Source organism: Candidatus Desulfosporosinus nitrosoreducens, assembly GCF_030954495.1.
In the GTDB taxonomy this organism is placed as follows: domain Bacteria; phylum Bacillota; class Desulfitobacteriia; order Desulfitobacteriales; family Desulfitobacteriaceae; genus Desulfosporosinus; species Desulfosporosinus nitrosoreducens.
On record NZ_JAVHUW010000073.1, the window covers coordinates 136,919 to 149,815 of the forward strand.

Here is a 12,897-nt window from a genome sequence, read left to right on the forward strand (position 1 = left end):
TTATCCCCTCGCACAAGGCTCTGAATGCTTACCATTAAAAATGTCCCAGTTCCTATCTTTAGAGGAGATAATTTTCTCTTGAAGAGGCCATTGAATATCAAAATTTCCATCATCCCATCGTATACCACGTTCATAATTAGGCTGATAAAATTCAGATACTTGATAAAAAACTTCAGTATCATCTGTCAGTGTCTGATATCCATGAGCAAATCCTTCTGGAACATAAAGCATTTTACAATTACCGGCACTCAACTCTACGCTAAACCACTTCTTAAAAGTAGATGATTTCTCCCTTAAATCAATAACCACATCATAAATACTCCCTCGTATACATCTTACCAGCTTAACTTCGGCATATGGCTCTAATTGATAATGCATTCCTCTCAAAGTTCCCTTTTTATAATTGCTGGCAATATTACACTGAACAAATTCTGATTGTAAGCCATGAACAGTAAATTCATTTTTACAAAACGAACGTGCAAAAAAACCCCGGACATCCTCTATTGGTTCTATATCAATTAAATAAGCTCCCACAAGTGGAGTTTCTGAAAAAATCATTCAATATAACCTCTCTTAAATCCAAGTAAGCTCGCAGTCATCTTTTAAGATTCACTTTTATATTATCGAACAGCCTATTCCTTTTAAAGCCATGCCCCAATCTCTTTATTGACTACCATACTTTCCATGGGGCCTTACCCGACTCCCACAATTTTTCAAGGTTAAGCTTTTCTCGGAGCGTATCCATAGGCTGCCAAAAACCAGTATGCCGATAAGCTGCTAATTGGCCCTCCCTAGACAGCCGCTCTAAAGGCGTTTTTTCGAGAACAGTATCATCTCCTTGAATATAATCAAAAAACTCTGGCTGGCATACAAGGAATCCTCCATTAATCCAGCCACCATCTCCATGAAGCTTTTCATGGAAAGCTTCAACATTATCTTCTTCTGTAATGCTTAACGCACCAAAACGGCCCAACGGTTGTACTGCCGTGATAGTCACTAGATTTACATGAGACTCATGAAAATGTAATAATTCTTTTATGTTTACATCGCTTACCCCGTCTCCGTATGTAAGCATAAAAGGTTCGTTTCCGACATAAGGTTGAATGCGCTTCACCCTACCGCCAGTCATAGTTTCGGCACCAGTATCCACTAATGTTACTGTCCATGGTTCGGCATGATGGTCATGAATTATTTGTTGATTCGAACGAAAATCAAAAGTAACCGTAGATTCCTGCAAAAAATAATTGGCAAAATACTCTTTAATATAGTATCCCTTGTAGCCAAGGCATATAATAAACTCATTAAATCCATAGTGAGAATAAATCTTCATGATATGCCATAAAATAGGGCGTTCGCCAATTTCAATCATCGGTTTTGGTTTTAAATGTGATTCTTCACTAATTCGAGTCCCAAATCCGCCGGCTAAAATGACGACTTTCATAAATTCATCCCCTTTATCCGATTTTACAAATTAGAAGGCCAAACCCAGCTTTTTCTCATTCCGGCTTCTAATACTCTAAGGTCAAATCCACTTTTTTTATTTATCTTAATAAACTGCCGAGGTATCTTAAGAAAATTCGCTAAAAAATTAATAAAGATCATTTCAATTTCTTCGTCTATATTTTCAATCTCTTGCCCGAGAAAGGTAAAGTATCTTTTTAAAACGTCGCAAAAAGCATGATAATTTTCATTAAAAGTGCCATCAATAACAAGATGAGGAAAATTCTTCACTATTTGAGTTCGAGGTATACTTTGATCTCTGATATTTAGGTCGACATTGATTTTTTTTATTTTCCCGGTGATTATTTTTAAGAAGTGGTATAAATATTCGTCGAAAGTTTCATTTTTTGGCAGTAGTTTATTAATGTTACTACGGAAAAATTGTAATTCTTTATATTCCTTAGTCCTGAATACCTGAAAGACTAGGTTTGCAACAAACCCTTGCGTAATCTTTTTTAGTCTGTCAATTGGATTATTATCAATCAATGTTTCAAACCAATCATATTCTATTAAGTTTTCTGAAGAAATTGGATAATATAAATTTTTCCCTTTCACTGAAAATAATGCTTTATCAGAATCCAATATTTTAATTGATTCCAAAATCCCCTCTTCGGTTAAATAATCATCATCAAAACAAAAAATAACATATTCTGTATTAACCAATTCTAACAATGCTATATCAAATTTATCAATAAGCCTTATATTACTTGAGTATCTCTTGTATACAATTTGGTAACTCGTATACTTCTCAATACTTTTTTCATTTGCGATCGCATTACCTTCTTCGCTGGAATCTAACACAAGCACTTTAGGCTTTAAATACTTATAATTATTTATAAAATTTAAAGTCCTGTTCAAATAATAAGATCGATTATAAGTAGGAATGACTATAGTAATTTTATCATCGTATCTTTCGTAATGCCGGTTATTATTAGCATATTGTTTATTCCGGTTCTTTCTGTAATTCTCTATAATTTCGCTGTCCGTTTTACAATTTATATTCGCCCTAGTAAATTGAACATGTTTTAATTTAAAATAGCTTTCTATTTCTTTAGTTGCGCTAAACAAATGTACAACATCATAATCATAATATCTTACGTATTCTATAAGATCATTAATATTGGTTATCCCTAATATTTTTCGATAAGGAATTGAATTTTTCAGATTCATTAAAGGGCTGACTCCCATATACGCTATATCGACAACTAGCCCATAATTTAATAGCCTCACCGCAAGTTCATTTACTTGTTCATTATTAGAAAAATCAATAAAGAGAATAGTATCTATCTCAAGAATATCCGACAAGAATAAATCATTTCTCACACCATCTCTAACTATCGCTTTTAATTGCTTTATTTTTCCCTCTACTTCTGTTCTGTCAATATCATAATAATTTGATCTTAGGGCTTTTCGGTAAAATGTCAAAGATTGCAAATAATCTTCTTTTACCTCATATACAAAGGCTAAATTATACAATAGATCATAATTCTTCGGTTCAAATTCTAACCCTTTGTTTAAAATATTTTTTGCCTCTTCAAATTCTCCCTGCATAATATGAACGATAGCTTTCATAGAATAAATTTCAATATCACTTGAAATCAGTCTTAAATAATCATTTATTAATAAAGTGGCTTCGGCAATTTTTTCCTTTTCTATTAAAAATTTTATATTTTCTTTTATTTGTTTTGCAAAAAGCTCTAAACTTTGTTCCATCTTTTACTCCTACCTACCTAATCCTAAATCACTGCTTGCGATATTACCCCTTTATTTTCGATAAATCATTGTTGTCTTATTGCCATTTCTTCAAAAGCAAAGGATTAATCCAAAAACAATAGAAAGAGATAACCGAATTAATTTATCAAATATTCGTCTTTTCCTCAATATCTTAGCGCTTACAATCACTTAATGCTTTGAATATAAAACTATTGATATCTTTTCTTAAGTATATCACTTTGAATTGCTAATAAACGAAGGTCATGACCGATAATATTTTTACACTCTTCAATTAACCCCAAAGCTGCATCAAATTGTTCTGACTCAATTAAATCATCTAAGGAAGCTAATAACTGAAGTGTTAACGTTTCCATTTCCTTACAGCGAGTTTGATTCGATAAAGTATTTGCGAGTCCTTCTATTCCTCTATTCATTTCGGGATATACCTTTAAAGCTTTTCTTAAATAACGCATATACCTATTTTGATCATTATTGCGATGGGCAAGCGTCATATATAATAAAAACATTTCTTCTTTGTTTTTTAAATCAAAGATTAGCTCATTTTCAAATACTGCTTCCCTATAAAGAAGCTCGATAAAAGACTGTCCCCACTTGATATACAACTTAAAAGTTTCTAAATACTCGGCATCATCAAGCTCCCCGGAAAACAATAAATACTTGGCAATATTTTTCCGCAACCGGTCTATTTGAAACCGAGATGCTGAATTATCATCATCTAAAGTAACATAATCACGACAAAATTTTACAAACATTACCTTATCCACTTCATCCATATAGCTCATATAGCCCACAATAGTTTGTTCCGACAAAACCGCACTGATTTTCCAAGCGTCCTGCGGGCGGAATTTTAAACTATATGCCAACACCAGCGCATAATAATCCGGCAATATATTCAAATTCAAGCTCACTATCATTTCAATCAGAAATTGCCACTCTGCTTCACCGATATCGCCATTATACAATCGTAAAAAATTAAGCTTCCCGTATAAATTAGGCAAATCACAAAACTGTCTGTAAAACTGTTGCTTCTCTTCCCTTTGCAGCCCCTGCAGCAATTTTTCAATCTCCATTTCAATCTTTTCCAGTTGTTCTTGAAGATTTTTCTCTAATAGGGTTTCATATATTTTACGGCTATCGGTATAGTCTTTATCTACAAAATCAATTCCGACTAAAATTGAACGGGCTTGATTGACGAACAAATCATCCTCGGCAGCAATCTCTAAAACTTGCTCTAAATGTTGCCGAGTCTGCACAAAGTCACCCTTTCGGTAAGAAATTATACCCATATAATAATAATCCGCCGTCAGCATGGACAAGGTATAGTGCATTAAAGCCATATTGGAATTAATTTTTAGTTTGGGAAAATCTCTAACTAATTCCCCGTGCTGGCGATAATATTCATAGGCCTCTTCAGGCTTACCTTGCAGCTCGTATAGCTGAGCTATATAAAAATATAAGTCAACATACTCCGGCTCAAGTCTGATACCCCGGAGTGCAAACTGGATAACCTCTTCTTCGGAGCGCCGGTTCACAACACAAGCTTGAAGTACTCCGCCGATAACATATAAATGTCGGCGCCAAAAAACATCGTCTTCCTTTTGATAGCGTTCATAAATCTTCCAGATTTCTGCTAAAGCTTCCAGCCACTCTCCATGCATGGAGTAGCTGACAGAGAGCTGATAGCGGTAATAAACATTATCCGGGTCCTTGGCCAATTCCGTCTTAAGCAAGGTACTAGTGCGCTCAAATTTGCGCTGCATCAGCTCCTCGTCGTCGGAAATATAACCGTAATGCACCAAACTGTCATCGAGATGAGCAATTCCGCCTTGAAAAACCGGCTCATTATGCACCGCGCCGCGGTAAAAAAACTGTTTGTTACGCCGGAACAGCCTGGCTGACACCATGGTGGTATACTGTCCGCTGAGACCATTGGTAATATTCTTCACTAAGAGAGTGGCACTGCCGATGCGTTTATCCTGACAAGCTTTCAGAAAACTTACCACAGTCGCAGAGGACTCCAGCTCTTCGTCTGCGTCCAAAATCAACACCCATTTGCCTTGGGCATAGCTTATGGTGATATTGCGCATCTCAGCAAAGTTGTTATTCCACATATGCACAAACAGCTTGTCCGTGAACTGCTTGGCTATTTCAACGGTCCCGTCGGAGGAACCGGTATCGACAACAATCAGTTCCGTGGGGATAGCCTGCATGATCGGCTGCACACTGCGCAAACATCTTTCCAGATTCTTTTCTTCATTCTTGACCATCATACAGATACTTAGCAAAGGTTTCATGCTCAGATCCCCCGTTTTATATATTTAAATTAAGGGCCAGAGATGCGCATCCCTGGCCCTTAAAAAGCGCCTACCGGAGGGTAATTTGATAATTGCCCTCTTCAGCTATTAACGAAGCAACTGCAGGACGGCTTGAGGCTGTTGATTAGCTTGAGCCAGCATTGCCTGAGCGGCTTGTTGAAGAACGTTGTTTTTCTGGAAATTGGTCATTTCTGAGGCCATGTCAACGTCTCTGATGTTGGCTTCAGCTGTTGTGATGTTCTGCGAAGAAGTTCCCAGATTGTCAATCGTGTCTTGCAGACGGTTCTGAATGGCCCCAAGTTTGCTTCGTTCTGCGGACACTTTCGCAGTAGCATTTGTAATGGCTGTGATAGCGTTTTCTGCGGACGACTGACTGTCGATGCTGACGCCGGACAAGCCTAAGGCGGCAGTTCTCATATCATTAATACCAAAGGTCATTGTCTGGCCCGCATTGGCACCGATTTGGAAGGTCATGCCGCCGCTGCTCTGAGCCGAAGTCTGAGCGTTGCTGAGTCCCAAATCGGAAGTAAAGGTATTTCCAGCCGTATCGCTAAAGGTAACCGGACCGCTTTCGCTTATAACTTGCAGACGACCATCATCCGTAACATTGACTTTTACATTGGCTATAAAACCGGGATCTCCCAGTTGTGTAGCGCCTGCAGAGCTATTAGCAGTGTCAATTGCATCATTCAGATCCTGCTGTAATGAAGCGGCAATACTTGACATATTAGAATTAGTATTATAACCACCTGTACCTACAGTTACCTTCAGCACCTGACCATTAATATTCATGCTGAAAACCTTACCACTAGAAACACTTGTGCCATTGTACGTATCTTTTCCCATTGCCGCAAGAGTCCCTGCTGTCCCCAAGATTGTATTCAATACCGAGCCGCCAGTTTTAGTCTCAACTAGGATTTCTGAACTGGTGCCGCTGGAACCGCTGGTAATCATAAGGCTTCCGGCCGAATTAACATATCCAGTGACGTGAGATACTTTAGACCCGCTGGCATCAATAGCGCTATTAATCTGGCCGATTATCAAGCTAACGGCAGCCGCCCTTGAGGTAGCATTGGAACCTGTAAGGCCACTGTTAATTGTATTTTGTTGCTCGGTAGTAAGGTTCTGCCAATTGACAGTAATGTCAGTTCCGTCAATATTAATCGTTTCTGCCGTAAAATGAGTAGCCGCAATAGCCGAAAGAGTAGTCATAGCCGCAGATGCACCCATTACCGCAGCACTCAACTTACCAGCAACAGCACCAGTAGTGGCATTTTGTCCAACGCTAACGCCAGCTGCACCGGCCAAACTGCCATCCAACAGATTCTTGGTGTTGAACTGAGTTTGATTGCCGATATCATCAAGCGCACTCTTCAGCTGGTTAAACTCGTCGCTCATGGCCTGGTTATCACTGGTGGTGTTCGTACCGTTGCTTGCTTGTACAGCCAGCTCGCGCATCCGCTGGAGAATACTGGTAGTTGTGTTTAAAGCACCTTCAGCAGTAGCTGCTAAGTTAATACCGCTTTGAGCATTGCTGGAAGCCTGGTTTAAGCCGCTGATTTGACCGCGCATCTTTTCAGAAATTGACAGACCCGCTGCATCATCAGCTGCACTGTTAATTCGGAAACCTGAGGATAATTTGGACAAAGAACTTTGGGTAGCCTTTTCATTGATCCCTAACTGGCGGATAGTGTTGAGAGCCGCAATATTAGTATTGATAATCATTGTTTTTCCTCCTTGATTGTTGCATCAGGCATCCTTGCCCGATTTATTGCTATCTTCCAGCTTGCCTTTCCCTCCGGCCGGTTGAAGGAAGGTTCGCTTTTAGATGGTCTAACATGTATATCGGAAGAATTCTAAAGAACTTTAGGGTTTAGGCCAAGTTTTTTATTTTTATTTTAATTCCATCTTCTGCCTGTTGCTCCCTCACGACTCGCATAGAAAATAAAAAAGCAAGCTGAAAACTTGACAGCTTACTTTTTTATTCCTATATTTTTTAACTTATTCAGTTCCGACAAATCCTTCGCAACGGCAGCTTGCTTATTTTCCGCCGCAATCGCATCGTAAATTTCACCGCGGTAAACCTTGATCTCTTTGGGGGCGTCAATCGTCACACGAATGCTGTCACCTTTGATGTTGACCACTGTCACCACAATATTGTCGCCAATGACAATGCGCTCGCCGGCTTTGCGAGTGAGTGCCAGCATATCATTCTCCCCCTTTTGTTTCACTTGGCAATCCGTTAGGAAATAACTTTTCACAGACAGAATACCCGGACCTGTGCAGTACAACCTGTCTGCCAATCCGCGCGGCCGGATTTATGACAATCGGAGCCATCATATTGACCGTCATATCGGCAAGGGTTTCTTTGATGGTTGCGATTAAAAATACTTGCGGAGGATTTTCCGGGGAAAGATTCATCTCCTCAGCTGCTTCATCCTCCAAGACAAATTCATAGTCTTTAAAAAACGTGAAAGGATCAACCAGCAAAAACATTAAATGCTCGGCCAAGACCGACTGAAGAAAAGAAAAGGGACTCTCTTCATCCTGGGCTATATAAACAAAGGACTTTTCTTCGGGAAAGCCCGGGATACCGTCGGGAAACCTGATGAGGTGATCCTCCGTTACTTCCAATTCCCCAAATTGAGCTGATTTTATTATCATAGTATTGCCTCCCAGCGGAGATCTTATAGCCATTTCATGCTTAGACTTTGACGTCCACCGTCGATATTTCAACACTTGGATATTGAGTTACCCGAATATCGACACTCCCGGGTTGATAATCTCCCTGGACTTGGCCGGGTTCCAGGTTATAGTTGATTTTTCCGTCAATCGGGTTAAATTGAACCGGTTGGGCCTGATAGGTAATATTGGGTAAAGCGATATAAGCCAGAGTCACTCTCGGAAGCTCGGTATGAGCGGAATGAGCCGCGGCTATGTCGGCAAAAGCATTGGATTTGTTCTGGATTGCCGCCAATTTGTCGCCCTCCTCCATAATCCGGGCGATGGTCTTTTGCACGGTTTCCCTGCCGTATTCGGCATTATCCCTGGCAAATTCGCTATTGTTCTTAATGCCGATAGAATAGCGGCAAGGTTCCGAATCAATCGTCAGTTCACCGTGAGGCTGACGCATCTCTAAGGTTGCGGGGGTATTTTCCATTTGCAGGAACGGTTTAACCGTATGCAAATTTAATTGAGCATTGCGAATGTTATATTCTAAGAGAGTAGGTTGCGTAGAGATGTTAAGTTGAAGCATCGAAAATGAACTCCCTCCGGTCCTAAACTTGCTCATCGAATATTAGGCTGCTTTTTTGATTAAAGGAATTAAAAATTTCCAGCATTCGTTCCGGTGTAATTTCCTCCAGAACTTCTCCATTGGTTTCATCAATGATTTTAATCATAAAGCCCTGGCGGGATTTCTTGTTAACGCTGAACTTCAAACGCTTTTTCATTATGCCCATAAGGCGGTTCATTTTTTCAGCCGCTTTTTCCACTTCCTCGCGGGGTATTTCTTCCCGGGCAGAGGGAATTTCCTGCTTGCGATCAACCACCGGACGAGGGTTTTCCTGAGAACGTTCTAACTTTTGTCCGGGAAAAGCATCCATGGGGATGATCGTTGTTTGGGTATTAGGTTGAATGGGATTAAACATCGTTAATACCTCCAATCTAACACGACTGAACGTACGCTAAACGAATATCTTTATTGCATAAAATCCACCAAAGAGGGCTGAATAATCTTAGCCCCAACAGATAAGGCCGCCTGATAAACATTTTGCTGACTGGTAAAATCCGTGATCGTCTGAGCCATATCGGCATCCTGCACACTTGAAAGATTTGTTTGCAGACTAAGCGAGGTGGAATCCAACTGGCTCTGGATTGCGGTTACCCGGTTAATACGGGCCCCCAAATCCGAGTTCAGGTCGATAACAGTATTTACGTTATCGTCGATCGTCCCCAAGAGATTGCTGACAGTCGTTGAGTCATTGCTCCTTAAGGCCGTGCTCAGCCTATTAAGAGTATCCAAGATTCCGCCGCTGCCATTAAGACTTGTTCCATTCCCAAAAAGCTTTAGGCCATTGACAGAAACGGGAATACTCAAATTATTGCCCACTTCAAACATGATAGGGTTGCCATTGGCCGTGGAGGTGCTCCCATCGGCAGGTATAAGCTGCTGATCTGTGGCGGTGCCGGAAAACATATATTTTGAACCTACTTGCGAGTTGGCCATCATCTTTATTTGCTCGGTAAGTTGATCAACTTCATCGGCCACCGCGCTTTGATCGCTCGTATCCAAGGTACCGTTGGACCCTTCTACCGCAAGATCTCTCACCCGCTGCATCATTGACGTGATATTTTGCAGGGCGCCTTCCGTGGTATTCATGAACTGTAAGGCCCCATCGGCATTGCTCGACCACTGTGTGACGGCGGCAATATTGCCTTTAATTGTCATTACACTTTGAATTCCGGCCGGATCATCCGAAGGTTTATTAATTTTATGCCCTGTAGCAAGCTGATTTTGCAAATTATCCATTTTCTGCTCTGCCGCTTGCAAATTGCGCAATAAATCCTGACTCATCATTCTGCTGGTTATCCGCATTGAAATTTCACCTCTATTTTGTCATTCCCATATTTAATATGGAGTCAAGCATGTTATCCATCATTGTTACCATCCGGGCTGCCGCCGCATAAGACTTTTGGTACTGAATAAGATTCGTCATTTCCTCATCAAGGGATACGCCCGAGATAGACTCTCTTTGATTCGCGGCATTTGTGACCAGGACGTCTTCTCCCGCTTTCATGCGAGTAGCTTGCTGCACGTCCACACCGAGCTTGGCAACATTGGCCGAATAATAATTGCCTAACGAGGTCCCGGAAACCGGAGCTGCAATTAAACCGTTCAAAGCGTTCCAACCTGTCGATAATGAGGAAATTTTCTGAGCGATGGTGCCGTCTCCCGCAGTTATAATCGATGTCAAGGCCCCAGTCGCAATTTTATCCGGCTGATCCGCAATATCCGGGTTAAGGTTTATCGTCGCAGCCGTGACCACAGGGAGCCCGGTAGTGCTGTCCGTCCCTCCGGAGCTCGATGTGAAAAAATCTATCCCAATCGTTTTCGTACTGTCCAAGGGATCTGTTTGTGTCGCCGCGACCAACCCTTGACCTGTCCGATGAATCGCATTGATGGATGTGGCAATAGCCTGGGCCAATGTATCCAGTTGCCCTTGAAAACTCGGAAGATAACTGTCGCGGACTTCCAAATCCGCTTCTAATGTCCCAAGATTAGTTCCCAGATCGACACTCGAACCGGTTGTATCATCACTCCAAACGACCTGCGAAAACCCGGTCGTTGAATCTTGCGGCGGCGGGTCCTCCAGGGTGCGCACCGTCGTACCGTCCACCAGGGTATTAGCGGTAGAGCTGTCGTTCCCGATAATTATTTTATAATTGTTGACGGTGCGGTCAGTGAAATTCGTATCCTTGCTCTCCACAACCTTGACATTAACAATTTGCGAGAGCTCGTCTACGAGAGAATCGCGCTGATCCTTCAGATCATTGGGATTATCCCCGGCTACTTCCGCCGATTTGATTTGAGCATTCAATTCACCGATTTGCTGTGCGTAAGTGTTGATTTGAGTAATCTGCACATTAATCGAAGAATTCAAATCGTTCTGCTGATCGGTTACCTGCTGGGAAAGATTGTGGAAGGTATCCGTCAGTTCCTGAGCCCGCTCGCTCACGACGGAACGCGCTCCCTCATTTTCCGGGTCATTGGACAAATCGCTCCAGGCCGTCCAAAACTGGCTCATATCGTCGCTCAGGCTGTTATCCGAAGGCTCGTTCAAGATGTTCTGGATATTATTAAGGCTGTCTTCCTTGGCTCCCCAGTATTGCTGTTTGGAAGTTTCCGAGCGGAATTGGCTGTCCACAAAGGCATCCCTGGCGCGGGTAATTGTGTTTAAGTCAGTTCCTGTACCAAGGGACAGATTTTTTCCGGAACCCAAAATCGTATAAGGCGTTGATGCCGCCAAAATAGGAGTCTGTCTTGTATAACCTGCCGTATTGGCGTTGGAAATATTATTTCCCGTAACGTCTAAAGCAAGCTGCTGCGAGTTAAGGGCTCTTTGGGAAAGCTCCAAGCCAAAAAAGGTCGATGTCATATTTTTTAAACCCTCCAATCCAAAAGGTGTACTGATTTGTTTCCGTCCTTCTCCTTACGGCCCGGATATGTATAGGTGCTTTTTTCCTGGTGAGTTATCATGCCTAAAGTAAAATCAACAATTTTCATGGCCTGTTGGAGCAGCTGGCTGTTGAGCTCATGAATCTCTTTTAAACCGCCTACAACTCCCTCCAGTTCCTGGCGCACTTCCTGAAGAAGCGGAAAATGTTCCGCTAATTCCGCTAAAGTGAGGTCTTCCGGAGTTTTACCCAAAGCACGTCCGATCTGCTCGGCCCAGGCAAGGCGTTCTCTTTCAAGATGACCTGCTTCAAGCAAGAGCTGTTCTTCCAGCCCTGTCGCCACCTCAATCTCCTGCAGATTATTCGCCAGCAAAGCCCTTTGTTTGCGCTTTTCAAGGCTGAGAAGCTTTCCATAGAGTGAGACTTGTTTCTTTAAGTTGTCATTCAAATTCTGCAGTACTTCAGTCAAGGAAATCTCCTCCCTTTAAAGTTGGCCCTAAAATTTCGGCGCAAGTATATTTGCCGCAATCCTTTGTCCGTCAACCCGAAACTTTCCGGACTCAATTTGCTCAGAAAGTGTCCGCACTTTATCCTCGCGTATTGAAGGAGCTTCTTTGGCCTTCTGAAGCAGCGTCTGGAAAGTCTGCCCCTTATCGGAAACAGCCAATTTATCTCCCTCAGAAGAGTTCTTTTTCTTCTCTGCTTGATTGGCCCGGTTTGTTGCTTGGATACCGGTTATAACAGACAGGGATGCAGGGTCTATTTTCATTTCGTTCACTCCACATTTAAAGTCTTACTTAAGATATCGAAAACGCTTAGCCAAAACTATAGGGGAATTTCTGCTCTATAACATCTCTTTATGGTATTTCTAAATTTAATGGGACTTTTAGGCCGTTTATATATCATGTCATATTAATTTCAAGAGCACAATGACCTCTTATTTTTCAGCCATTGCTTTAATCAAATGGCTTTTTTTAATACCGCTGTGCAAATCCCAGGACTATACTTATAGTCCCTCTTCCCTTTTTCCTGTATAATAAAGTGTAAAATATGGGACTAAGGAATTGGGCAGAAAATGTCGATATAATTTCTATAAGGTGCTTACTCAGTGAATAATAGCAAGGGAGGTACGTCGCAATTCCAAATTCAAGAGCTGGATCGTAGTCCAAGC

At 41.5% G+C, this 12,897-nt stretch carries 13 protein-coding genes; all 13 read right to left on the reverse strand.

Going from position 1 to position 12,897, the window contains the following annotated elements:
- Positions 1-558 (reverse strand): dTDP-4-dehydrorhamnose 3,5-epimerase, encoded by a 558-nt coding sequence (rfbC, locus tag REC12_RS21620; protein ID WP_308897883.1) that lies wholly within the window; start codon positions 556-558, stop codon positions 1-3.
- Positions 559-670: 112 nt separating this feature from the next.
- Positions 671-1,441: a glucose-1-phosphate cytidylyltransferase gene (rfbF, locus tag REC12_RS21625; protein ID WP_308897884.1), complete on the reverse strand. Its 771-nt coding sequence runs from the start codon at positions 1,439-1,441 to the stop codon at positions 671-673.
- A gap of 23 nt (positions 1,442-1,464) precedes the next feature.
- The gene (locus REC12_RS21630) at positions 1,465-3,213 is read right to left on the reverse strand and encodes a TIGR00180 family glycosyltransferase (protein ID WP_308897885.1); all 1,749 of its coding nucleotides are present in this window, start codon (positions 3,211-3,213) and stop codon (positions 1,465-1,467) included.
- Between the two features lie 209 nt (positions 3,214-3,422).
- Complete coding sequence (locus REC12_RS21635) at positions 3,423-5,528, reverse strand: tetratricopeptide repeat-containing glycosyltransferase family 2 protein (protein WP_308897886.1); 2,106 nt, start codon at positions 5,526-5,528, stop codon at positions 3,423-3,425.
- Between the two features lie 108 nt (positions 5,529-5,636).
- A complete protein-coding gene (locus tag REC12_RS21640) occupies positions 5,637-7,274 on the reverse strand; it encodes a flagellin N-terminal helical domain-containing protein (RefSeq protein ID WP_308897887.1) in 1,638 nt (545 codons plus the stop codon).
- A gap of 248 nt (positions 7,275-7,522) precedes the next feature.
- Positions 7,523-7,756, reverse strand: a complete 234-nt coding sequence (csrA, locus tag REC12_RS21645; RefSeq protein WP_308897889.1) for a carbon storage regulator CsrA — start codon at positions 7,754-7,756, stop codon at positions 7,523-7,525.
- Position 7,757: 1 nt separating this feature from the next.
- The gene (gene fliW / locus REC12_RS21650) at positions 7,758-8,213 is read right to left on the reverse strand and encodes a flagellar assembly protein FliW (protein ID WP_308897890.1); all 456 of its coding nucleotides are present in this window, start codon (positions 8,211-8,213) and stop codon (positions 7,758-7,760) included.
- 40 nt (positions 8,214-8,253) lie between these two features.
- Positions 8,254-8,805, reverse strand: coding sequence for a DUF6470 family protein (locus REC12_RS21655; protein ID WP_308897891.1), 552 nt, complete (start codon positions 8,803-8,805; stop codon positions 8,254-8,256).
- A gap of 22 nt (positions 8,806-8,827) precedes the next feature.
- Entirely contained in the window at positions 8,828-9,199 is a 372-nt protein-coding gene (locus tag REC12_RS21660; RefSeq protein ID WP_308897892.1) for a flagellar protein FlaG, read from the reverse strand.
- 50 nt (positions 9,200-9,249) lie between these two features.
- Positions 9,250-10,146: a flagellar hook-associated protein FlgL gene (gene flgL, locus REC12_RS21665; RefSeq protein ID WP_308897893.1), complete on the reverse strand. Its 897-nt coding sequence runs from the start codon at positions 10,144-10,146 to the stop codon at positions 9,250-9,252.
- A 13-nt stretch (positions 10,147-10,159) separates the two neighbouring features.
- Entirely contained in the window at positions 10,160-11,707 is a 1,548-nt protein-coding gene (gene flgK / locus REC12_RS21670) for a flagellar hook-associated protein FlgK (RefSeq protein WP_308897894.1), read from the reverse strand.
- 5 nt (positions 11,708-11,712) lie between these two features.
- Complete coding sequence (locus tag REC12_RS21675; protein ID WP_308897895.1) at positions 11,713-12,195, reverse strand: flagellar protein FlgN; 483 nt, start codon at positions 12,193-12,195, stop codon at positions 11,713-11,715.
- 27 nt (positions 12,196-12,222) lie between these two features.
- Entirely contained in the window at positions 12,223-12,495 is a 273-nt protein-coding gene (gene flgM / locus REC12_RS21680; protein WP_308897897.1) for a flagellar biosynthesis anti-sigma factor FlgM, read from the reverse strand.
- Positions 12,496-12,897: the final 402 nt, after the last annotated feature.

What these genes read in the sequence shown, in the direction of transcription:
- REC12_RS21630 (WP_308897885.1), bottom strand. Translation starts at nt 3,213, where the DNA reads ATGGAACAAAGTTTAGAGCTTTTTGCAAAACAAATAAAAGAAAATATA.
- rfbC (WP_308897883.1), bottom strand. Translation starts at nt 558, where the DNA reads ATGATTTTTTCAGAAACTCCACTTGTGGGAGCTTATTTAATTGATATA.
- fliW (WP_308897890.1), bottom strand. Translation starts at nt 8,213, where the DNA reads ATGATAATAAAATCAGCTCAATTTGGGGAATTGGAAGTAACGGAGGAT.
- REC12_RS21635 (WP_308897886.1), bottom strand. Translation starts at nt 5,528, where the DNA reads ATGAAACCTTTGCTAAGTATCTGTATGATGGTCAAGAATGAAGAAAAG.
- REC12_RS21655 (WP_308897891.1), bottom strand. Translation starts at nt 8,805, where the DNA reads ATGCTTCAACTTAACATCTCTACGCAACCTACTCTCTTAGAATATAAC.
- flgL (WP_308897893.1), bottom strand. Translation starts at nt 10,146, where the DNA reads ATGCGGATAACCAGCAGAATGATGAGTCAGGATTTATTGCGCAATTTG.
- flgK (WP_308897894.1), bottom strand. Translation starts at nt 11,707, where the DNA reads ATGACATCGACCTTTTTTGGCTTGGAGCTTTCCCAAAGAGCCCTTAAC.
- flgM (WP_308897897.1), bottom strand. Translation starts at nt 12,495, where the DNA reads ATGAAAATAGACCCTGCATCCCTGTCTGTTATAACCGGTATCCAAGCA.
- REC12_RS21640 (WP_308897887.1), bottom strand. Translation starts at nt 7,274, where the DNA reads ATGATTATCAATACTAATATTGCGGCTCTCAACACTATCCGCCAGTTA.
- csrA (WP_308897889.1), bottom strand. Translation starts at nt 7,756, where the DNA reads ATGCTGGCACTCACTCGCAAAGCCGGCGAGCGCATTGTCATTGGCGAC.
- REC12_RS21660 (WP_308897892.1), bottom strand. Translation starts at nt 9,199, where the DNA reads ATGTTTAATCCCATTCAACCTAATACCCAAACAACGATCATCCCCATG.
- rfbF (WP_308897884.1), bottom strand. Translation starts at nt 1,441, where the DNA reads ATGAAAGTCGTCATTTTAGCCGGCGGATTTGGGACTCGAATTAGTGAA.